This window comes from Cryomorpha ignava, from assembly GCF_010686655.1.
In the GTDB taxonomy this organism is placed as follows: Bacteria; Bacteroidota; Bacteroidia; order Flavobacteriales_D; family Cryomorphaceae; genus Cryomorpha; species Cryomorpha ignava.
The window spans coordinates 1-21,752 of the sequence record NZ_JAAGVY010000031.1 but is presented as its reverse complement, the minus strand read 5'-3'; the positions used below and the strand labels follow the sequence as shown (position 1 = coordinate 21,752).

Below are 21,752 nucleotides of genomic sequence, written 5' to 3'. Positions count from 1 at the left end.
ACTATTTAATTGTTGTAATAGTTTCATACGATCCATCATCAAATGAGAATTTATGAACTGTAATTCCATTGGGGTCTAGTTTATCACTCGGGAAAACATGAGTTCTACTATGCCCTTCTTCTAAATCATAATAAGTACTTGTAACCAAATTACCGAAATGATCATAAATTTCATAAGTCATTCGCAATCTGGCAGAAGTATTCATGTCAATACTATATTGACTTTGCGCGGTAACTGGGTTCGGATAAACATTCGCATTAAAGAAATCTTTGTGAGGTATAGTCAAGGTTCCCGAACCCGTTATTTCTACAAAAGTATAATCTAAGGGTTGTCCACGATATTTGATCGCAATTCTGTGAAGCCCTCTTTCAAAATTGATAGATGGGATATTTGGGGATCCGTCTTGATTAAACAATTCGCTAGCAGAAGTTGTGAAAACGTTTTTAGCTCCATTTTGATACGATGTTATAGATAATAATTGTATCTCTCGAAAAAAAGTAATTATACTATCACCCGTTGTTGATGATACCAAGTCTCCATCTGGATCATAACAATCGCTGCTAAAACCCATATAATCGAAAATATTTTCATAATATAGTGAAACAGAATATCCACTTCCATCCTCGTTCCATTCACCTTTTATACCGGTGTAGGCTAATACGGTACCGTCAACTCCTTGCCAGACACAGTCTAATCCTCCAGTTGAACTGCCGGAAGCCGATCCACCAGAATGCTGTGAGAATGCTGTGAGAATGCTGTGTAAAAGTTTTCATAATTAAGGAGTTTTTGGGTTATTATAATTGCAATGTAACCAATATTTGTTAATTCACAAATGTTTTCAGTCTTTTATTATCGAAAATGTTGATCTTTCGTTTTGATGAGAGGTTGTGAAAAAATTGCACAGAATTTCCTACATTACATAAGACGCAGAAGAAAAAAAAGCGGAAAGCATTCACACACCTTCCGTTTCAAACTTCAATTTGGGCAAATAGATCAACTACTCTGCTATGTACTTCGCTAAAAATGCTTCCATAGCGCGATAAAATTCAAATCGGTTTTCTTCATTGTGAAATCCGTGGCCTTCATTGTCTTTTACCATATATTCCACTTCTACACCGCGCGCTTTCATTGCTGCTACCATCTGGTCGCTTTCGTCTTTATTTACTCTTGGGTCCTGGGCGCCCTGAGCTACGAAAAGTGGTTTTACAATTTTATCAGCATGAAAAACGGGAGATGCTTCTTTGAGCATGATTGAATCTGCGGCTTCTTCGGGATTTCCAACCATCTCGTACATCATTTTCTTGTACGGTTCCCAGTAAGGTGGAATGGTTCCCATAAAGCTAAACAGGTTTGACACTCCAACATAATCTATTCCGCAGGCGTATAAATCTGGAGTAAATGCCATGCCGGCAAGTGTTGCATAACCTCCATAACTCGCTCCGTAAATCGCAATCCTGTCTTTGTCACCAATTCCTTTTTCTACAATCCAGTTCACTCCATCGGTTATATCATCTTGCATTTTCTTGCCCCATTCGCGAAAGCTGGCCTCCCAAAAATCGCGTCCGTAACCTACCGATCCACGGAAGTTCATTTGCAAAACAGCGTACCCGCGATTAGCTAAAAATTGTACTTCAGGGTTGAACCCCCAGCTATCTCGCGCCCACGGGCCACCGTGTGGATTAACAACCACCGGAAGATTCTTTGCAGAGTCCATGGTATAGCCTACAGGCAATGTAAGGTATCCATGAATGGTGAGGCCATCGCGTGATTGGTACGAAATGGGGTGCATAGAAGCCATATTTTCTTCATTAATCCAGGGCGATGGATTTGCGATATCGGTTACTTCACCTGAAGTGCGATCGTATAGGTAATATTCGCCCAAAGATTTATCGCCGTAGGTGCGAATAATAAACTTGTCTTCAGCATCGGTAGAAGAAGTCATGAAAATCTCCATTTCAGGAAACTGCTTTTCGAGTTTTGTGAAAATAGCTTTGTACTCATCATCAAAAAAATGACGCTCCTGCTTAATTCCGGTATAAGTTGCAGCAATCAGCTTTTTATCTTTTCGGCTGTAATTCAATCCATCAACGTCAAATTCATTATCCTCAAAAAGAACCTTTTCCTCTTTGCCAGTTTCTGGATCAAAAACAACAATAGCCGCTTTATCGCGACCGATATTGCTGCTTGCGTAAAGCTTCTTATTATCGAAAGTGAAAAACTGTGGAGACATTGTCTCCTTAAAATTTGTAGTGAGCACCGATTTAAATTCGGCATCTTCAGTAGCCCGGTAAAGCACAGACGTATTTACCCCATCGCTTGTAATAGCTACGCGCATTTTCCCGTCGTGATCTGTCATCCAGCCGGTAATATTTCCCGGATTTTCGGCGATCATTTCCATTTCTCCTGTGTTGATATTCAAACGGTATGCATCAAATATCTGTGGGTTTCTCTTATTTAGCCCAACGATCATAAAGTCTTTATCATCTTCTAAATCGTCAATAATTTGGGTTCTCACACCTGCCTCACGCGTAAGCGGAATCAAATTTTCGCCATTGGCATCTACTGCCACGAGGTAAAAATTCTCATCGCCGTTATCGTCTTTCAGGTACACAATCCGATTGTCGTTACCCCAAAAATATCCAGAGATATCGCGGTCGGTTTGTTCGGTAATTCGTGTGGCCTTGTCGCTTCCAACCTGCTTTACGAATATATTCATTCGGTTTTCCCAAGGAGCAGTATAAGAGTAATGTTTCCCATCTGGTGATATTTGAAAAGAAGACATTTCAGGATTTTTGAAAAAATCTTCAACGGGAATTATAGGGACATCAATTTTGGTTTCTGTATTCATATTTTTGACTTCTGTTGCATCTCCGCAGGCGGAAAGCAATAAAATTCCGGCAATGGAGATTTGAAATAATGGTTTTATCATGGCTATCAATTTTTCACAAATATGGAAAAAACAATTTCCCCCATTTTAAAATTGTGATAAACGGCATTTTAGCCAATTGAACTGCAAAGCAAGGAAGAAAATTAATGCTTGCAAAGGCTCAGGCACCAGATAAGACTAGATTTACGATAAATTCGCAATTCTGCTCTTCCTTGCGAATTTTGTATCGTGAATTGCAATGAATGTGAAAACGGATAAGTGATGCTAATTGAAGATCATTAAAATCATACGATCAGCTCATTCGTCTTGAGATAAATAATCTGAAAATTCATCAGCGATTTGCTGGCGCACTGATATCTTTGGCCTGAATGCAATGATGAAAGAATGACTGATTTACAACAGAAAATTTTGAATTTACTTAATTTTAAGATTTTTTCTTCACTTTTGTTGTACTCTTGCCATATAAATGAATGAACCCTACTTTAGTGATTCTCAATGGGAATCATGGGCAGATGACCTCGCCGAAAACAATTACGTTATACTCAACGATTTTCTCAACAAAAATCTTTTAGCCAAACTACATGCCTTTCTAAAAACAAAGCTGGAGGAAGAAGAATTTCGCAAAGCAGGAATTGGCTCCATGGCTGATTTTACCGTAGATCGAGCCATACGCGGCGACTGGATTTATTGGCTTGATAAAATACGAGATCAGGAAATAAGTGAATTCTATTTGTTAATTGATGAGTTAACTGCCCAAATGAACCGGCTCTGTTATTTGGGTGCGCTAGATTGCGAATTTCATCTGGCACATTATCCAAAAGGCACATTTTACAAACGACACCTTGATCAGTTCAAAATAAGAAGCAACCGTATTTTATCGGTCATTTTCTATGTCAACACTGAGTGGATTACCGCAAATGCAGGTCAGCTTCGTGTGTATGCCCCAAACGAAGCATTCGTTGATATTGATCCCCTTCCGGGAAGAATGGTTTTACTGCGCAGCGATATTGTAGAACATGAAGTACTCAAAACAGAAGCCAGCAGGTATAGTGTAACTGGCTGGCTTACAAAGCATCCAATTGGGGTAGGCTATCTCGGCTAAGCAGTTCTAGTTCAAATTACAATCAATTATTTGCCTTCCTTTAAACTTGCGCCTGTATAGGCTCATATGTGCAGTAATTTCCACACTTATTATTTTCACATTTAATTTTACAATTTCAAAATTTAATTTTAAAAATCACGCTATCAACTTCTTATCGCAAGTAACTCACCATACAGTCTTAATCGCGGACTGATTTTTGCCAAATAAAACCTTGAACATTTAAAATACAAACCATGAAAATTGTAGGAATTATTCTGCTCGTACTCGGTATAATCGGGTGCATAATCTTTGGAATTCAGGCTATCGGCGATTCCGAGTCATTCAGTATTTTCGGAGCCGACATCGCTGTAAGTAAAGCCAACTGGACACCGCTGATTATTTCGGCAGTGGTGCTAATAATAGGTGCATTTATGACGCGATCGGGGAAATAAAAATGAAATTACTTCTAAATGCTGTTGATAATTAGCATTTAAAGAAATCGCCCCACTAATTTGCCGGTAAACTTTTGGAATCATTGCAAATAATGCTGTCAAATGCTACTTTTGTCGCCCTAACCACAGAATCGGGGTGTAGCTCAGGTGGTAGAGTGCACGTCTGGGGGGCGTGAGGTCGCAGGTTCAAGTCCTGTCACCCCGACTAGTTTTTTAAAAAAATATAAAGCCTGTAGATCTTGTGATCTACAGGCTTTTTTTTTGATAAAAGCTCTGTTTTGATTTGGCCGAAATCACAATTTTGCTCGATTTTGGTCTAAGCTCCCGAGCCTTCAAAAAAAGCTAATTCCAACTCTCTAATTCTTCAGCAAATCAATCAAAGCTCTGATATTATTGCTGTGAATCACATCGGGATTCAACTCTATTAAGCTGGCAGTTCCGCTTCGCGATTTAGCGCCAAAAGTTACTATTTGGATGTTGTTCTTGTGAGCGATTGCTACTTTTTCTGACGTTAGGAGTTTAGGTTTTATAGTCATCGAAGTAATTCCCAAATCCAATACGGTCTCTAACCCCTTATCAAAATCGTCCGTTTCTTCATAAGATAGCAAATATTGCGTTTGTATTTCCTGCAAATACTCCAAAAACTTTTTAGTCGTCGAAATGATGAGCACCTTATCAGTTGGCACATTGTATTCATCTAACACTTTTACCAGTTGGGGACCTAAACTACCGTTATACGCATAGGGTTCAGACTTATTGCACGTGTTGTAAATGCGGGTATCAAAGTGGATATGGGGATACTCTTCCATATTTTGAAACCACGACAATAAACTATCTAAACGCATTATTTTATCTGATTGAAAAAGATCATAAATACCACCAAGCTCATAGTGTGTATCTTTAATTTCTGACCAGTTTTTTTCCTGAATGCATCCTTTCAAACTTGTACTCTCCTCCATGGTTAAATCATGAAAAAGTACGATTACGCTATCTTTTGTCATTTGCACGTCCACCTCTACTCCATCAGCCCCATAATCCATTGCTTTTTTAAGTGCTGTTATTCCATTGGTAGGATAGGGATTAAACGGGTTTACTAAAGATGTGAAACCCAACCCGGCATGACCAAGTTTCAATATCTTTCCATTATGTAGATTATCAATTGCATCTGTATCCACAGAGCTACAGCTACTGAATATTACGCACAAAGCGAGTGCTGAGCATAACTTAATCAGAGAGTTTTGAAACATAGTATACATGCGCTTTGTACTCCGAATTTTTTCTAAAATAATCATACACTCCATAATCTTCAAATTTTAGTCTTTCTAAAACTTCAATCGGCATCCACTCCGCGGGCGCTGCTCCACATATTAGCACAGCAGGTAGTGATGATTCCCAATTTGGTTCAGAAAAATTTATATAACCTACCTTTCCACCTACGGCCCATACCATTTTCATATTGAGCTCTTGAGAATTAGATACCGTTGGTATTCCCTGTAATTTGGAGATTTTCTGAATTTCTGCAATATCTCTAAAATTGGGGTACTGATAATGTATATCAGATAGCTGCGGAGTGAGTAATCCACTTACCACAGCTACAATTGCCATGGCGTTAACAACTAGTTTGGAAGCACTGTTAGATTTTATCAAATACCATCCGCGTAGACCCAAGATGCCTGTTATAATTACACTTATTATAAAAAGTGTACTCGAAGCATACTGGTCTTTTAAAACCCAGGCAACGATAGGCAATGCCGCACCGGCAAGGCCAATAATTATCGAAAAGATGCGCAAAACTATTCTATCCCATTTCGTATCATTCTTTTCCTGTATAGCTTTAATAACAGCGTAAACCATATAAGTTGCCATTAAGGCCATGGGAATCATAACAGGCAAGAGGTAGCGCTCCTTTTTGGTGGGAATAACCGACAAGAGAAGAACAGAAATGAGAATCCACAAAAGCGCAAAGCGGTAATTTCCAAATCTATTTACGCGCTCCTTAGCATATTTGTAAAAGAAACTGGCGATAACAAAAACAGACCATATACCGATAAAAACCGGAAAGTGGAGATAGAAATAAAACGGATGCACATGGCGATCTCCCCACGATGTGGTTTCTTTATTGATAACGTATTCCATCACTTCAGGAAGTTCTAAATAAATATAAACTCTCCACCCGAATCCAACGATTAGTCCCAGTACAAATACCAAAAGTGTTTGCTTCCAATATCGTTTTACCAGTCCATTTTTATACCCAAATCCATAAGCAAGAATAAATGGAAGCCAAAGCACATATAGCGGAACGGGACCCTTGCTGAGAATGGATAAGCCCATTAAAATTCCGGCTCCTGTGAAGTTGCGCCAACCTCCTTTTCTCCAGCCACGCAAGAGCAGCCATAAACTTCCCAACATATAAGCATGGGCGTGGATATCCCAGCTATTAGTGCGCGCCTGCTGAATTATCATAAGACTGGTAGCCATAATAGCGGCACCCAGCAGCGGCAGATATTTCTCTTTGCTTAGCTCGCGGCAAAATCCAAAGAAGAAAAAGACCAAGAGTGTAGCAGATGCTGCTGCCGGAAATCGCATACTAAAAGGATCGTCAAGACCGCCACCAAATTTTGCTGACAAGGCGGTAATCCAGGTTGGAAATGGCGGTTTTTCAAGCCTTGGCTCACCGTTCATTGTTGGCGTAATCCAATGGCCATCATTTAGCATTTCTCGGGCAGAGATATAGTTACGCGCTTCCATCAAATCGGGAGCAAACTCGCCCAAGTGGGCAAAAAAAGTGAGGCCGCAAAGGGAAAGGATTAGTAAGAATTGCTGGTAGCTCTTCATTCTTTGGCTTAGACCCCAAAATTAAAAATATAAGCTTCGAGAAAATTAAAAACTGGTTGGAAAATCAAAAACCATATATTTGAGCATGGCAAAAATACTCCTAACTGGTTGCGCTGGATTTATTGGTTCCCATGCAGCAGAGCGATTTCTGGAAGCAGGTCATGAGGTAATTGGAATTGATAATTTCTCCAGATTTTATCACCGAAGCATCAAGGATCGGAACATGTCTGGCTTTATTAAGCACCCTTCTTTTACATTTCATAAGGTTGATATTCGCGATAAAAAAACGCTGTTTGACACCTTGTCTACTCCGGTTGATATTGTGGTACACCTTGCGGCAAAAGCAGGTGTACGCCCTTCTATAAAAGATCCAAAAGCCTATATTGAAGTAAATGTGAACGGAACACATAATATTCTGCAATGGATGGTGGCAACGGGATGTAAAAAACTTTTCTTCGCTTCATCATCTTCTATTTATGGAAATCAAAAATCAATTCCCTTTAAGGAAGATGAGGTGGACGATAAGCCCATTTCGCCATATGCTGCTACCAAGAGGTCTGCCGAATTAATGAATTTTACTTACCATCACCTTTATCATATTGACGTGATTAATGCGCGCTTCTTTACTGTTTTTGGCCCGCGGCAACGCCCAGATTTGGCCATTCACAAATTCTCAAAACTAATTGATGAAGAAACACCGATTCAAATGTATGGCGATGGTAGTAGTTCGCGCGATTATACGTACATTTCTGATACCGTATCGGGAATTTTTAGTGGTGTGAACTATTTATTAACGCATACCGACGTTTACGAAACGATCAATCTGGGCAATAATACACCTATCAATTTGAGCGACTTGATTGCTACGCTTTACCGCTATATGGACAAACAGCCAAACATTCAGCAAATGCCTATGCAGGAGGGTGATGTGGACATTACCTTTGCAGATATAAGCCGTGCCAAAGCGCTAATAGGTTATAACCCGCAGATTCCGTTTGAAGAAGGCATTGCCAGGTTTGTAGATTGGTACCGATCAATCCACGTGGTCTAAACATTTGTATTTTTCAACGCTGCCAATTTCTTTTGGTATTTGAAGTGTATGGCGATGTTTCGGCTGTAAATAAAGAAGCCAAAAACATGCCCTAAAATTATCGGATACAGATCCATATAAAAGGCATAGGTTGATATAAAAACCGCACCCACAATGCTGATAATCCAAAACCCCAAAGGCAGCACTGAGCGTTTCACCTTTTCGGAATAATACCATTGATAAATAAAGCGAGAAGAGAAGATAAGCTGCCCTATTGTACCCCATATCAAGAGAGCCATGTTATCATGGTGATCCCAAATTCCTTTGAGGCTGTATTCACCTCCAAAGATGAGCCAAAGACCTGCCAGAAATGGAAAAGCAACGACAAAATATCGAAAATACTTGGGGAGAACGCGCCAGGCTCTCTTAAGTCTAAGGTTGCGAACATAGATATAATAGCCAATGGCTTGCCCTAACAATACCGGCAGATCCTGAGCCAAAATACTGTATATAATGAGCAGGAAAGATGCTACAAGACTCAGTTGCCAAAACATAACAGGAGTCAACACGCGACCTACTTTTTCTGATCGTACCCATTGCACAATAAATCGCGAAGCAAAAAGGCCTTGAGCTATAAACCCGATGTTTTGTATTTGCTCGGGATTCATGCCTGTTTTTTAACAGAATAGCGAATGTATCGGCTACGCATCCATCTAAAGGCCAAGGTGTCAAAAAAAGGCTTTTTCATTCTATTCCACAAATTGTATTTCGCTGTGCCCGCAAAACGGGGAAAATGCTGAATGGGAATTTGTTTCACTTTACCACCCTGAAGTTGTATCAGCGCCGGGATAAACCTATGCATACCGTCAAAAAATGGAATCCGCTTGGCAAAGTCGGTTTTGATAATTTTTAAAGGACAGCCCGTGTCTTCAATACCATCATTTATCATAGTACGACGAAACCAGTTTGCTATTTTCGAGGAGAGCTTTTTAACGCCTGTATCTTTTCGGTTGGCTCGAATTCCATTTACCATATCATATTCCGGGAAGAAGGCAAAATAATTTAAGAAGTCCATTGGAGTAGTCTGAATATCAGAATCTATATAACCAACCAATTCTGTTTCGCAAGCATCAATTCCCGCCTTTACAGCTGTACTTAAACCGTGATTTGCGGCCAGCGCTAAGTAGTGATAAGCAGGATTCACAGCACAAATATCTTCGATTATTGTCTGACTTTTATCCGACGAACCATCATTTACAAAAAGAATCTGAGAGCTTACAGGTGTGGCATTAAGGTATTTGTTCAATTCAGTTTGAAGCTGTCCAAGGCTTTCTTCTTCATTGTAAACGGGAACAATAATGGTTAATCTGATATTCTCCATGCAGGCAATTCTAGTTTGTAGTCAAGACTATCTGACGCCAAAGATGGTTATTTTTAATAAAAGTATGCGATAGGCGATAAATTGCGGTTCATAATAAACGATATATTCATTTGTACGAAATTCCCTAGTCGCAAGAGCTCCACCTTTTTCTTTCTCCGTACTTTTGCAATTGTGAATCAGTTTAAACCAAAACACCCCTTTCGTAGTTATCCCCATTCAATGTTTGTTTTGGTTCGACTATTTTTCTTTTTCTTCCTTTTTGGTTTTTTGCAAATTTCCGCACAGGCGCAAAGATCGGTGCTTATTTACGGAAGTATAAAAGATAGCCTTACCCTCGAATCGCTTCCGGGAGCTAGCATTTATCTTACCCCGAGCTTAAAGGGCGCAATTACAGATGCAAATGGAAATTATAAATTTCGTGCATCACCAGGCAATTATTTGCTTACAGCATCTTATGTGGGCTTCCGCGAATATAAAAAACAGATAAGCCTCAGCGAAAATGACTCTCTTAAACTCGATATTTCTCTGGGTTCTATCACTTTATCGGCTGTTGAAATTGAAGCAACACGGCTTGAAAAAATAAGGAGTACTGAAATGGGCGTGAATGCCCTCACTATGGAAACGATAGAGACTATGCCTGCGTTTTTGGGAGAAGTAGATTTGCTCAAATCAATCCAACTCCTTCCGGGTGTGCAATCTGCTGGTGAAGGAAGTGCCGGATTTTATGTGCGTGGTGGAGGCCCCGATCAAAACCTCATTCTTTTTGATGATGCCGTAGTGTATAATGCCTCTCACCTACTCGGCTTTTTTTCTGTTTTTAATTCAGATGCTATTCAAAGTGTAAAACTTTATAAAGGTGTAATGCCGGCTCGCCATGGCGAACGGCTTGCATCGGTAATTGATATTGAGCAAAGACAGGGAAATAAAGACAAATTCTCAGGCCGGGGAGGAATTGGCCTAATCTCGAGCCGACTTACCCTGGAAGGACCTATCGAAAAAGGAAAATCCACTTTTCTTATCGCCGGAAGGCGCACCTATATTGACGCTTTGGCTAAGCCATTTATTAAAAAGAGTTCGCCTTTCGGCGGAAGCGGCTACTACTTTTACGATTTGAATGCCAGGCTCGATTGGAAACTCAATAAAGGCGGAAAGCTCTACCTAAGCGGTTATTTCGGTGATGATTATTTTGACTTTAACAGCCCACAATCAGAATTTAAAACAACGGTAGGTTGGGGCAATAGAATTGCCTCAGGTGGTTATAGCAAATTATTCAATAACAATAGTTTACTTAAATTAAATGCTTCAATTACAAATTATCGCTTTACCTTTTTGGGTGCTCAGGATGATTTTGAGCTGGAGGTAAAAAGCAATGTGCTCGATTACAGATTTAAACCCGAATACAGTTTTAATTTGGGTAGCCATCGAATGCGTTTTGGTGGCGCTTATACCAATCACGCCATTCGACCTAACAACTCAAGAGCAGAGCAGGGAGGAACACAGTTTGACTTGGGGGAGCTTCAAAAATACAGAAGTCATGAGGGAGCAATCTATTTATCAGATGCCTTTGATCTCACCGAAACCTGGAGTTTTGAAGCTGGCATTCGCGCCTCAGCATTTATGCATGTGGGGCCATTTACACGCTATATTTTAGATGAAAATGGGAATAAAACAGATACCATTTCGTACGGTAAAAATGAAAATATTGCGGATTATTTTGGGCTTGAACCCAGGTTCATGGTTCGTTATCAATTAAATTCCAGATCATCTATTAAAACAGCTTTCACCCAAAACTACCAGTATATTCATCTTGCCAATATCTCACCACTCGCGCTGCCCACAGATGTTTGGCTTCCGAGCACCGACGTTATACAACCACAACTGGGACGGCAATATTCTCTGGGGTATTTTAGAAACTTTTTTGACGGAATGCTCGAAACTTCTGTGGAAGGATATTTCAAAACTATGGACAATCTTGTTGAATACAAGGAAAATACCCAACCGAGTGATGGAGTAGATAATAACGAAGACAATCTTTTGACTTTTGGGAATGGAATAGCGTATGGAATTGAAGTGTTTATTCATAAAACAATTGGGAAAACTACAGGTTGGATTGGTTATACACTCTCGCGTTCAGAGCGGACTTTTGAAGAAATAAACCAGGGGCGCACTTATCCGGCTACATTTGATCGCACGCACGATCTCGCGCTCGTAGTCGCTCACAAGCTCAATAAAAAATGGACACTTTCAGGGAATTTTATTTTTGGAACTGGTCGTGCAATTACCCTTCCACAAAGTGGATACTTCATCGAAAACCGATTGGTGTACAACTATGACGAAAGGAATAGTTTCAGAATGAAAGACTATCACCGCCTTGATCTTTCTGCGATTTACCAGCCAAACAATACCCGAATTGAAATAGATCCAAAAACCGGAAATAAGATTGAAGTACCACGTAAAATACAATCGAAATGGGTATTTTCGATCTACAATGTCTACAACAGGCTCAATCCGTATTTTTATTATTTCGATACCGCTGGAAGAGCTGTAGATAATACGTATAAAGTTACGGCCAAGCAAGTTTCACTTTTTCCTATTTTACCTTCTGTTACATGGAATTTCTCGTTTTAAAATACGTTTTTCGGATTCTGATACTGGTAGCCTTTACCCTTTTGTTTGCTTCTTGCGAAAGAGAGATAGAAATCGACGTACCCACTGGTGAAACCCAAATAGTTGTAGAAGGCACCATAGAAACCGGCCAGCCTCCAGTTGTACTTTTGAGCAAAACCCGCGGTTTTTTTGAGCCAACAAGCGCCCAAGATATTGCCAATTCATATATTGATAATGCAGAGGTACGGGTAAATGGCATTCTGCTCAATAGAATTTGTTCAGATAGCTTACCTCCCGAATTTCAAGCAATTGTATCTGGTTTAATTGGAATAAGCATAGAAGACTTAGACGATCTTAGAATATGCGCCTACATTGGGCTTGACCCTGCTCTAATAGGTACTGAAAACACAATTTACGACCTGTCTGTAACCGCAGAGGGAAAGGAATTATCGGCGACGACCAAAATCCCGGCAATCATTGAACCCGATTCTGTTTGGTTTCGGCTTTGGGCAGATAGTCCACAATATGGCTACGTATTTTGCAATCTTTCAGATCCAGACACACTCAATAATGCTTACCGCATTTTCACCAAAAGAATAGGGCCAAACGACAATAACAACCCCATTGATGATCTTTATTACGCCCCTTTGGGATCTACTTTTATTGATGAATTTTTTAACGGAGAAACCATTGAAGTAGGCTTCACAAGAGGTCAACCGGCAAATTCTATTCGCCCGACAGATCAGGGCGACGAATCTGGTTATTTTGAAATAGGAGATACCTTTATATTTAAGTTTTGTTCAATTACCAAAGCCTCCTACGAGTTTTACCTCACATTTGAATCTCAACAAGGTGCCAATGGAAGTCCTTTTGCATCTCCGGCAAATGTAATCAGCAATATTAATGGTGGCTTAGGCATTTGGGCGGGATACGCTTGCTCGCGCGATACTATCATTGCAATTCCGTAATAGTTTCCGGCTTAGGGTTCATTGGTTTTGGTGATAACTATCACTTCTAAATCGCCCAATCTCTTCGTACATTTGCACCTTCAAATTTGAATAATATCAGCATGAGCGAAGAAATTGAACACATAAAATGTCTTATAATCGGATCTGGGCCTGCTGGCTATACCGCTGCTATTTATGCAGGCAGAGCCGATATGCATCCAGTAATGTATCAGGGTTTACAGCCCGGTGGTCAGCTTACCATCACCACCGATGTTGAAAACTATCCAGGATATCCTGATGGGATTCAGGGTCCTGAAATGATGGAAGATTTTAAAAAACAAGCCGAGCGTTTTGGAACCGATGTGCGTTTTGGATTGGCCACCTCAGTTGACTTCAGTCAAAAGCCACATAAAGTGGAAATAGACGGCAAGAAGCATGTTACTGCCGATACGATAATTATTTCTACCGGAGCTTCGGCAAAATGGCTTGGTCTTGAAAGCGAGCAACGCCTAAATGGGTTTGGAGTAAGTGCCTGCGCGGTATGCGATGGGTTCTTCTACAAAGGTCAGGACGTAGCAATTGTAGGTGCCGGCGATACAGCTGCTGAAGAAGCCAGCTATCTGGCTAAACTTTGTCGTAAAGTTACTATGATAGTTCGCCGTGGCGAAATGCGCGCTTCAAAAGCGATGCAGCACCGTGTGATGAACACCCCAAACATTGAGATTCTCTGGCATACCGAAACAATGGAAGTGCTGGGCGAAAAAGGAGTGGAAGGTGTAAAAGTGATAAATACTGAAACGAACGAAGAAAAAGTTCTGGATGTTACCGGATTCTTTGTAGCTATTGGTCATAAACCAAATACCGACATCTTTAAAGGACAGCTTGATATGGACGAAACCGGATATCTAAAGATACAACTCGGATCGACCAAAACAAAAGTAGAAGGCGTATTTGCATGTGGCGATGCTGCCGATAAAATTTACCGCCAAGCCGTTACTGCTGCGGGTACCGGATGTATGGCAGCACTGGATGCAGAGCGTTATCTTGCAGATCAGGGAATACATTAATATAAAAAAGCATTATATAGAAAAAGCCTCCCCATAGCAAGGGAGGCTTTCCTGTTTCATAGCCCTTTCGGACGGGCATCTTATTTCGATTTATAGTACGCGCCTCGAAATAGAAGGTTGCGCTTTCCTTTCAAATATTTTTTACCTCGTAGATAAAGGGTTTTAAGAGTTCTACCTGAGATGTTCTATTGCTATAAAACAAACCATTGCGAGTAACAAGCTGGACTCTTAAGCCCGAGTTTTCCTCATATTTTGAAATAGCTTCTTTCATTTTTGAACTGGTAATCACGAGATTCATATTCTCATCACCATTACCAAGAACCATTCCAAGAATTTGTCCCTTTTCAGAAACAATAGGAGCCCCGGGTGTAGTATTATCTAGTTTCACTTTTCCCATTCCCTCTACTCCTGCTGCGTTTACTTTACCTTCCGTATAAAAAAATTCTTGCTTATAATTGCTTATAGAATACAATTCCTGTGCAATTTTCGGATCCTCAAAAGATAACATATAAGGTAATCGCAAACGGCTTTCTAAAGTACATTTTATTATTGCAAGACTTTGTGCGGTATCGCTAAATACCACTTCGCCAATTAGCACTTCTCCTTCCACAGATGGGATGAGCTTAAACCGTATTCCCTTTTCGACTTTTGCTGCGGTGATAAAAAGACCATCGTTAGAAATCGCAAATGCCGATGAACTATGTGCTATCACAGGCATAGAGTCTATAACGACGGTTTCAGTTATTAACGTATCGGCGTTTATTTCGGTTTCAGTTTCAGATTGCTGGTTTTGTTTTTGAAAACCGGAAATTCCGAATGCTGTCATCACCGAAACGGATAGCGCCACTATAGCCGAAAGGGCAAATACTGCTATTGGCTTCATTTTTCTGTTTTTTTGAGTACTGACTGGCTGAGATTTTTCAAGAGCAGAATGCACATCCGGGTGAATTCTTTCCTGCATTTCTTTTAATTTTGCAATGCGCTGGTTTCTGGTTACATAGCTTCTAATCATTGCCACAGATCGCGAAATCATGGTTACTGCTACTTTTTTCTCTTCATTAAGATCTATTGAGTCACGACCCTGATTGTCCAGAACATATCTCAATAAGAGCTTAAAATCAGCATCATCTAGTTCAAATGTTTTGCCTTCAGAGAGGCGAATAAGTTTGCGAAGACTTTTGGATATTTGTCCAAAAGCCCTGTCTTCATCGGAATAGCCCAATCTCGACCCTATAATTGCAAGTTCTGCGTTTCGCCCAATATGTTCTAATATCAGCGTACGTGCCGGCTCACCCACTTCGGCGAGTTTCTCGGCCGTTTTTTCGCTTCTTTCATTTATGGATTCAATTTCATGAAATGCATCTTCCATTTCAAAAAATGACCTGCGATGCTTTACAAAATTGACATCCACATTTCTTTTTCCCAATACTTTTATCCAAAGCTTCCGCGAAAAAGAATAAATCAAATCTTCAGCCTTTGTGGAGAGCTTAAGACCATGAAGCTCGAGTAATTGCGTATAGTAAATAAATGCGTTTATGTATATTTCCTCGGCTTCAGAAAGTGAACCTTTATTTTCGGTTACGAAATCGATAACGGGCAATGAAAACCCCGCAAACTGGGATTCTAACAGCTTCCAATCCTCGCTAGTAAACTTATGTAATTCTTCATTTTTCATTGATTATATTTCGTGTTGCAACGCATCTGGAAAAAATAAAAGAGATGATTCTATTGATTTATCATAAGAATACATTAAACACGCTTACGCAATAAGCAGTTGTGAGGTTTCATTACCAATCATTTATACGATAAGGTGGAACAATTTCTTTTTTCCTGGCGTATGCATTGGCAAACATCTTTAACCATATTTAACGGCACTAAGACATCCCTTCCTTACGCGGATTCGTTACTTTTATGAACAAATTAAGCATTAAACCTCATTTATGAAATTATTACTTACTGTAGTGATGTCTATCACTCTGTCTTTCAGTGCATTTTCTCAACAGCAAGAACTCAATACTGAATTTAGACAAGCCGCAGAGAAACTTACCGCACTACTATATCATATTGAAAATAGCTATGTTGACAGCGTTTCCACGAATAAATTAGTGGATGATGCCATTCGCAAAATGCTTGAAGATTTAGATCCACATAGCGTTTATATTCCTGCCGAAGATGTGGCAAAAGCCAATGAAGGTTTGGAAGGAAATTTTGAAGGTATCGGTGTGCAGTTTAATATCCTTAAAGACACGATTATAGTTGTATCGCCTATTGCAGGTGGCCCGAGTGAATCGCTTGGCATAATGGCCGGTGACAGAATCGTATCTATTGAAGGGGAAAATGTAGCCGGTGTAGGTATTACCAACAAAGATGTAACAGATAAACTGAGGGGATCGAAAGGCACTATAGTAAATGTCGGTATCTCGCGTCGTGGCACGAAAGATCCACTCGATTTTGAAATCATCAGAGATGAAATACCAATCTACAGCCTTGATGCATCTTATATGGTCAACGACAAAATAGGATATATCAAGCTAAATCGCTTTTCGAAAACAACGATGGATGAGTTTACAACAGCCATGAAGCAACTGAAAGCAAATGGTATGGAAGATTTAATACTTGACCTGCAAGGAAATGGCGGTGGGCTTTTGGAAACCGCAATAGATTTAGCCGATGAATTTCTGAAAGTAAATGAATTGATAGTCTATACCGAAGGAAGAAGCTACCCGCGCAGAGACCGCAGCGCCACTGCAAATGGTGATTTTGAAAAAGGACGTCTGGTGGTACTTATGGACGAAGGATCTGCCAGCGCATCTGAAATCGTGGCCGGAGCCATTCAAGATTGGGATCGCGGGCTGGTAGTAGGTCGCCGAAGTTTTGGAAAAGGACTGGTACAACGCCCCATACCCCTTCCAGATGGAAGCTATGTGCGCTTAACCACCCAGAAATATTATACTCCAAGTGGTCGCTGTATTCAAAAATCATACGAAGATGGTGCCGAAGCTTATTATATGGAGAAATATGAGCGCTATGAAACTGGTGAAGTATTTTCATTAGATAGTCTCCACGCACCTGATTCTCTGAAATATTTCACAGACAAAAAACGAATTGTATATGGTGGCGGTGGCATTACTCCCGATGTTTTTGTACCCATTGATACCACCCAATCAACAAAACTGAATACCGATCTGATCAGAAAAGGGGTTATGAATAGCTTTGCTATTACCTACTCGAATAAACATAGGAAGCAGCTTTTAAAAACCTACCCCACCGTAGATAAGTTTATCGAAAGCTTTGAAATGAATACTGTAATTGAAGAGTTTAAAGCATACACCGCCGATGAAGATTCCGAAATAGAATGGACAGATGAGCAGTACGCTGCGTCTGAAAAAATGATAAAAGGAAGGCTTGAAGCGCTTATTGCACGAAATCTTTGGAACTATTCTGCATACTATCAAGTATTCAATCCTTATTGGCCTGCATTCTCGCATGCAGTTGACATTTTAAATGACAATAGTTATAAAAACTATAATTTAGCGCGTACTGAATTCTAAACAATTTGTTAAACAATACATCAAATCAAGAGAATTACTAAATTTGTAATTCAAAAAGTCAAAAATCTAAGAACATGAGTGAAAGTTTAAAAAACGGATTAATGGTTTTCATCGCAGCATTGCTCGTTGTAAACACAGTATTATTAGTAAAGAATGGCTCTTCATCCTATGCAGATCCAACAAGTGCAAAAGCAACTTTTGAGCGTGCAGCAGACAATAATTCTACCGCACTGGCAAATAAGAAAGCTGCAGATGTAGCATCGATAGATCCATTGAAATCTGCCAGCACAAAACCTTCAGGACCGCTTACAGCAATGGATTTCAACGAAAGTACCTACGATTTTGGAAATATTCTTCAGGATTCTGAAAACACCAAAGTCTTTACTTTTACAAATACAGGTAAAGAACCTCTTATTATTGAAAATGCCAAAGGTTCATGCGGTTGCACGGTACCACAGTATCCGAAAGAGCCTATTGCTCCGGGTGCAACAGGTGAAATAAAAGTTGTGTATAAACCAGGCAAGCAAAAAAACAAACAGAATAAAACTGTTACAATTACTGCTAATACAGAGCCTGCTTCAACCATTCTAACTATTATGGCAGATGTAGAAGAAGTACCTGCTTAATTTTACATTGTTAAATCATATTTTAAGACCCTTAGCGAGAATTCGTTAAGGGTTTTTTTTATTCTCATTTCACAGAAGTGATACAGCCATATTCAATCTTTGGTTTGTAAGCTGCGTGCAATGCCCTCACTCGTCTATACAGCATGAAATTCTCACATCAAGAGCACTTTTGAAATGTGGACTTGCGAAATTACACCTATTCGAAATTAAAATAATCAAAATATTTTTTTTACCTTTCGGATACCTGAAGTGTGCTTCTATTTGTTTCAATTATGAGTCATTTCAGGGTTTTCTGTTTCATAGCACTGGAATCCGGAGCATTTGCTTCGGATTTCGGCTATTAAAACGCAATCAAAATTCAATTATTCCAACAATACTGAAGTGAAAAATTTATTTTCAATAGCTGTCCTTCTATCCCTCACCTCCTGCTCTAGTGAAACTGTAACGACCAGATCGATTAAAAATAATAGCGACAAGAATTTAAAAATGGTAGTTTACAGAAATGGACGCGGAAGCGATACCCTAAATATTGAATCAGGACAATCAAATCAGTTGTCTATTACTACCTCTAATAAGGGTAGCGATGAAGAGCCTGATTGCGTTTGGGAAATAGACTCGGCTTATACAGAAGTAGATGGCGGTGGAATTTTGACGAAGAAAATACAGATTACTGACAACTGGGATTCGGAAAATGAAAAAGTAAAAACCATTCCTCCAGATTATGAAAACAGCTGCATATTCAATATTTATAATGCTGATATTGAATAGTTTTACATTAAATTTTCAGAATAGAAATTGAATAATGGATGTGCTTCGAATATCTTTAGCCTAACTTATCTCCCGGAGTATTAGAAAGTAAAATCAAACTTAAAGCATACTAAAAACTGTTGTTGAGCGTTTTACATCGCACATCAATCTTCAAACAATATGCGTTTTTCACGGGTCAAATTTTTGAGTTTTCTGGTGTTAGCCACATTTCTTTTATCATCCGTAAGCCTATTCTCACAAGATCAGAACTTCGCGTTTGCGGCATACTCCAATTTTGCAATTTCCAATGAGCAAGTTCAAAATTGGCATCCACAGGGCATTGAAGTAAAGAAGAGTAATGGTGCCTATGGCTATTTTAGTCCGGCAGTACTTTTATTCAGAGAGAATGGCGACTTTCAAGAATTTGAAATTTCGAGAATTGGTTTTAATACTAAAGAAGCAGAGGTCTACTCGCTTGACAGTCTCAATCAGTTTTCACATTTGGTAGGAGGTACGAGTGTAGACGAGATTAAGGCAGCAGTGCGTTATACCTATTCATTTCTGATTGATTTATTTGAAGAAGAATCGAAGCTTAAAGTTTACTTAGGTGCAGGAGCCAGCCCTTACTACCTAAGAGCATCAATGAGGCCGCAAACATCAGACATATTCCCGGTATCATCGTCAACCGGTGGTATTCGCTTCTCTGCAATACCGACACTAGCATATTCCATTTCAGATCACTGGTTTCTCAACCTCAATATTCCCTTTACCGTTGCAAATGCCTTTGTATCAAGTACCAAGACAGAAAACCCGGCAGTGCCAATTTCAGATAGAAAATCGAGTAGGTCGGATATCAAACTTTTCCCGAATGAGTTGCATATCCGGTTTGGATTGGGGTTAAGGCTTTGAGGGTTATGTGGGTTGCATATATACTCACTTTTCAATAAAAAACTAAAATCTAAATTCTATTGACGTAAAAATTCGGAGTTCTCACTTTGTAGGAGAAGATATTAATGAAAGGTATTCCGACCAATCCCATGCATCAGTTCCAAAAAAGCAACTATCATAGGTATAAGTCACTTTCAAGTTAAACGCCACAAACCCCAAAATAAGAGTTCCAATAAGTACTTTTTTATACAATCTCAACTTAGTGCATTGAGAGAGAGTATATGCGACAGGTAAAACAAAAAGACTTAAATATTCAACAAAACTTCTCGCTCCAAACGAGCATCCAAATGACCAGTCCCACCACGAAGAGAACACAAATGAAATTGCAAAAAACGAGGTCAGGATTAACCATCCATTGGTTACTTGGTTATGAATCATACGCACCATTCCAAAAAGAATAAGCAAATATAGAGGGGTATATAAAAATAATCCATTTATCGGAGAAAACCATGTATAGCCTAGCTTTGGGCTTAAAAAATTAAATCCTTCCCCACCGTAGCTATATGACAAGAAATCGCCAGTGGAATATTTCCAATATAAAAGTTGTGGTAACCAGATAAGGGCAAAAATGGATAGAAAAACACTAGTGGCTCTAATATTCCCTAGTCTCCGAACTCTTTCCAGAATATGATTTCTTTGATTCAAATCCAAAAAGAAAAATACAAGTAAGAACATTGCCCCAGTAGGCCTAATGAGAAGAATTATACTTGAAATAATACTGATCGATATCAAGTTTATTAGCTTTAAATCCTTGAGAAAATCAGTTTTTCGTGAGATGAACAAAAAAGCTGAGAACAGAAAAAATGAATAAACATGAGACATCCCAGTATCATCAATTGCATAATAATAAAGATTAGTCCCTAAGAAAATGATCGCGGTGGAGAAAAATGCCGTTCTCCAAGAGTATTGAAAAGAAAGAAATTTGAATAAAAAAAAGAGCCCAAAAACTAAATAAAAAACTGCGGAAAGATTAATAATAGCGTGGTATATTGGCTCGTAGCCCGTAGATTCCGCACCCATCAAATTAGAATACCAATAGGCGAATAAAAAAAATGGTGCCTGCATTAGCGCTACCCCGTAGGTATATTTGGTATATACAATTTTAGTCTTTTTGTTAAGTTTAAACCCATCGCCAGTTCGAGAATCTAGTGAATCTGGAAAGGCAGAAGCGTCGAAATTGTAAATAAATGTTGCAGGCAAATAAACATTATAACCCGCCTTGTCAGCCCAAATTTCACTTTGATAATTGAAGTAGCCTTTCTTACTATGCTTGTGACGATTAAATGTCAAAAAGATCAAAAGTCCTGCGAAGAGGACTAAGAATACAGAGGTTTTCCAGTTCATTTATATCGACTTAAACAAGGTTTCCATAAATCATTTTGCAAAGTAAACTTTTTCGGAGTAATTGTTAACGGCTAAATGAAGGACGCCCTCTTATTCTTTTATGTACTAGTTTTACTGTTGTACGATTACAGGTTTTAGAGTTCACTACCAAGTCCATGGACAAGCCGAAGGTTTCCGCTTAGCAATTCAAAAAGCGGAGCGTACATTTTCGTACTTGAGCATTTTGGAATTTTTGTGCAACGCAGGTGT

The 21,752-nt window shown here is 39.4% G+C and carries 18 protein-coding genes and 1 tRNA gene; 11 read left to right on the top strand and 8 right to left on the bottom strand.

Going from position 1 to position 21,752, the window contains the following annotated elements; genetic code table 11:
• Position 1 precedes the first annotated feature (1 nt).
• Together G3O08_RS14450 and G3O08_RS14445 are read right to left on the bottom strand one after the other, a co-directional pair.
• Complete coding sequence (locus tag G3O08_RS14450) at positions 2-571, bottom strand: hypothetical protein (protein ID WP_163286098.1); 570 nt, start codon at positions 569-571, stop codon at positions 2-4.
• Between the two features lie 426 nt (positions 572-997).
• Complete coding sequence (locus G3O08_RS14445; RefSeq protein ID WP_163286097.1) at positions 998-2,929, bottom strand: S9 family peptidase; 1,932 nt, start codon at positions 2,927-2,929, stop codon at positions 998-1,000.
• 424 nt (positions 2,930-3,353) lie between these two features.
• Between G3O08_RS14445 and G3O08_RS14440 the strand changes: the two genes are divergently transcribed.
• The 3 genes from G3O08_RS14440 (at position 3,354) to G3O08_RS14430 (ending at position 4,625) form a co-directional block, all read left to right on the top strand.
• Positions 3,354-3,989 carry a 2OG-Fe(II) oxygenase gene (locus tag G3O08_RS14440; protein ID WP_163286096.1) on the top strand — a complete coding sequence of 212 codons (636 nt, stop codon included), beginning with the start codon at positions 3,354-3,356 and terminating at the stop codon, positions 3,987-3,989.
• A 233-nt stretch (positions 3,990-4,222) separates the two neighbouring features.
• Positions 4,223-4,420: a hypothetical protein gene (locus tag G3O08_RS14435; RefSeq protein ID WP_163286095.1), complete on the top strand. Its 198-nt coding sequence runs from the start codon at positions 4,223-4,225 to the stop codon at positions 4,418-4,420.
• A 132-nt stretch (positions 4,421-4,552) separates the two neighbouring features.
• Positions 4,553-4,625, top strand: a tRNA-Pro gene (locus G3O08_RS14430).
• Between the two features lie 151 nt (positions 4,626-4,776).
• Here G3O08_RS14430 and G3O08_RS14425 read toward each other — a convergent pair.
• Positions 4,777-5,595: a glycerophosphodiester phosphodiesterase gene (locus tag G3O08_RS14425; RefSeq protein WP_163286094.1), complete on the bottom strand. Its 819-nt coding sequence runs from the start codon at positions 5,593-5,595 to the stop codon at positions 4,777-4,779.
• 49 nt (positions 5,596-5,644) lie between these two features.
• The gene (locus tag G3O08_RS14420; protein ID WP_163286093.1) at positions 5,645-7,255 is read right to left on the bottom strand and encodes an ArnT family glycosyltransferase; all 1,611 of its coding nucleotides are present in this window, start codon (positions 7,253-7,255) and stop codon (positions 5,645-5,647) included.
• A gap of 85 nt (positions 7,256-7,340) precedes the next feature.
• Here G3O08_RS14420 and G3O08_RS14415 point away from each other — a divergent pair, with 85 nt between their 5' ends.
• Positions 7,341-8,306: a GDP-mannose 4,6-dehydratase gene (locus G3O08_RS14415; RefSeq protein WP_163286092.1), complete on the top strand. Its 966-nt coding sequence runs from the start codon at positions 7,341-7,343 to the stop codon at positions 8,304-8,306.
• Here G3O08_RS14415 and G3O08_RS14410 read toward each other — a convergent pair.
• Positions 8,303-8,953 carry a lipid-A-disaccharide synthase N-terminal domain-containing protein gene (locus G3O08_RS14410; protein ID WP_163286091.1) on the bottom strand — a complete coding sequence of 217 codons (651 nt, stop codon included), beginning with the start codon at positions 8,951-8,953 and terminating at the stop codon, positions 8,303-8,305. The two genes, G3O08_RS14415 and G3O08_RS14410, sit on opposite strands and share 4 nt — an antisense overlap.
• Positions 8,950-9,666, bottom strand: coding sequence for a glycosyltransferase (locus tag G3O08_RS14405; protein ID WP_163286090.1), 717 nt, complete (start codon positions 9,664-9,666; stop codon positions 8,950-8,952). Before G3O08_RS14405 ends, G3O08_RS14410 begins: the two co-directional genes overlap by 4 nt.
• A 228-nt stretch (positions 9,667-9,894) precedes the next feature.
• Between G3O08_RS14405 and G3O08_RS14400 the strand changes: the two genes are divergently transcribed.
• From G3O08_RS14400 to trxB, 3 genes are all read left to right on the top strand, one after another.
• Positions 9,895-12,294, top strand: coding sequence for a TonB-dependent receptor (locus tag G3O08_RS14400; protein ID WP_204336890.1), 2,400 nt, complete (start codon positions 9,895-9,897; stop codon positions 12,292-12,294).
• Positions 12,276-13,241, top strand: a complete 966-nt coding sequence (locus tag G3O08_RS14395; RefSeq protein WP_163286088.1) for a DUF4249 family protein — start codon at positions 12,276-12,278, stop codon at positions 13,239-13,241. Before G3O08_RS14400 ends, G3O08_RS14395 begins: the two co-directional genes overlap by 19 nt.
• A 101-nt stretch (positions 13,242-13,342) precedes the next feature.
• The gene (gene trxB / locus G3O08_RS14390) at positions 13,343-14,287 is read left to right on the top strand and encodes a thioredoxin-disulfide reductase (protein ID WP_163286087.1); all 945 of its coding nucleotides are present in this window, start codon (positions 13,343-13,345) and stop codon (positions 14,285-14,287) included.
• A gap of 130 nt (positions 14,288-14,417) precedes the next feature.
• Here trxB and G3O08_RS14385 read toward each other — a convergent pair whose 3' ends face one another.
• A complete protein-coding gene (locus G3O08_RS14385) occupies positions 14,418-15,962 on the bottom strand; it encodes a S1 family peptidase (RefSeq protein ID WP_163286086.1) in 1,545 nt (514 codons plus the stop codon).
• A 265-nt stretch (positions 15,963-16,227) separates the two neighbouring features.
• On the opposite strand from G3O08_RS14385, the gene G3O08_RS14380 reads away from it, so the two are divergent.
• The 4 genes from G3O08_RS14380 (at position 16,228) to G3O08_RS14365 (ending at position 20,120) form a co-directional block, all read left to right on the top strand.
• Positions 16,228-17,838: a S41 family peptidase gene (locus G3O08_RS14380; RefSeq protein ID WP_163286085.1), complete on the top strand. Its 1,611-nt coding sequence runs from the start codon at positions 16,228-16,230 to the stop codon at positions 17,836-17,838.
• Between the two features lie 74 nt (positions 17,839-17,912).
• Positions 17,913-18,464, top strand: a complete 552-nt coding sequence (locus tag G3O08_RS14375; RefSeq protein WP_239541250.1) for a DUF1573 domain-containing protein — start codon at positions 17,913-17,915, stop codon at positions 18,462-18,464.
• 381 nt (positions 18,465-18,845) lie between these two features.
• Positions 18,846-19,232, top strand: coding sequence for a hypothetical protein (locus G3O08_RS14370; RefSeq protein ID WP_163286084.1), 387 nt, complete (start codon positions 18,846-18,848; stop codon positions 19,230-19,232).
• A 195-nt stretch (positions 19,233-19,427) separates the two neighbouring features.
• A complete protein-coding gene (locus G3O08_RS14365; RefSeq protein ID WP_163286083.1) occupies positions 19,428-20,120 on the top strand; it encodes a hypothetical protein in 693 nt (230 codons plus the stop codon).
• An 81-nt stretch (positions 20,121-20,201) separates the two neighbouring features.
• On the opposite strand, the gene G3O08_RS14360 is transcribed toward G3O08_RS14365, so the two are convergent.
• Positions 20,202-21,224, bottom strand: a complete 1,023-nt coding sequence (locus G3O08_RS14360) for a hypothetical protein (protein WP_163286082.1) — start codon at positions 21,222-21,224, stop codon at positions 20,202-20,204.
• Positions 21,225-21,752: the final 528 nt, after the last annotated feature.

What these genes read in the sequence shown, in the direction of transcription:
- G3O08_RS14445 (WP_163286097.1), bottom strand. Translation starts at nt 2,929, where the DNA reads ATGATAAAACCATTATTTCAAATCTCCATTGCCGGAATTTTATTGCTT.
- G3O08_RS14435 (WP_163286095.1), top strand. Translation starts at nt 4,223, where the DNA reads ATGAAAATTGTAGGAATTATTCTGCTCGTACTCGGTATAATCGGGTGC.
- G3O08_RS14420 (WP_163286093.1), bottom strand. Translation starts at nt 7,255, where the DNA reads ATGAAGAGCTACCAGCAATTCTTACTAATCCTTTCCCTTTGCGGCCTC.
- G3O08_RS14380 (WP_163286085.1), top strand. Translation starts at nt 16,228, where the DNA reads ATGAAATTATTACTTACTGTAGTGATGTCTATCACTCTGTCTTTCAGT.
- G3O08_RS14415 (WP_163286092.1), top strand. Translation starts at nt 7,341, where the DNA reads ATGGCAAAAATACTCCTAACTGGTTGCGCTGGATTTATTGGTTCCCAT.
- G3O08_RS14405 (WP_163286090.1), bottom strand. Translation starts at nt 9,666, where the DNA reads ATGGAGAATATCAGATTAACCATTATTGTTCCCGTTTACAATGAAGAA.
- G3O08_RS14395 (WP_163286088.1), top strand. Translation starts at nt 12,276, where the DNA reads ATGGAATTTCTCGTTTTAAAATACGTTTTTCGGATTCTGATACTGGTA.
- G3O08_RS14385 (WP_163286086.1), bottom strand. Translation starts at nt 15,962, where the DNA reads ATGAAAAATGAAGAATTACATAAGTTTACTAGCGAGGATTGGAAGCTG.
- trxB (WP_163286087.1), top strand. Translation starts at nt 13,343, where the DNA reads ATGAGCGAAGAAATTGAACACATAAAATGTCTTATAATCGGATCTGGG.
- G3O08_RS14410 (WP_163286091.1), bottom strand. Translation starts at nt 8,953, where the DNA reads ATGAATCCCGAGCAAATACAAAACATCGGGTTTATAGCTCAAGGCCTT.
- G3O08_RS14360 (WP_163286082.1), bottom strand. Translation starts at nt 21,224, where the DNA reads ATGCAGGCACCATTTTTTTTATTCGCCTATTGGTATTCTAATTTGATG.
- G3O08_RS14375 (WP_239541250.1), top strand. Translation starts at nt 17,913, where the DNA reads ATGAGTGAAAGTTTAAAAAACGGATTAATGGTTTTCATCGCAGCATTG.
- G3O08_RS14440 (WP_163286096.1), top strand. Translation starts at nt 3,354, where the DNA reads ATGAATGAACCCTACTTTAGTGATTCTCAATGGGAATCATGGGCAGAT.
- G3O08_RS14450 (WP_163286098.1), bottom strand. Translation starts at nt 571, where the DNA reads ATGGGTTTTAGCAGCGATTGTTATGATCCAGATGGAGACTTGGTATCA.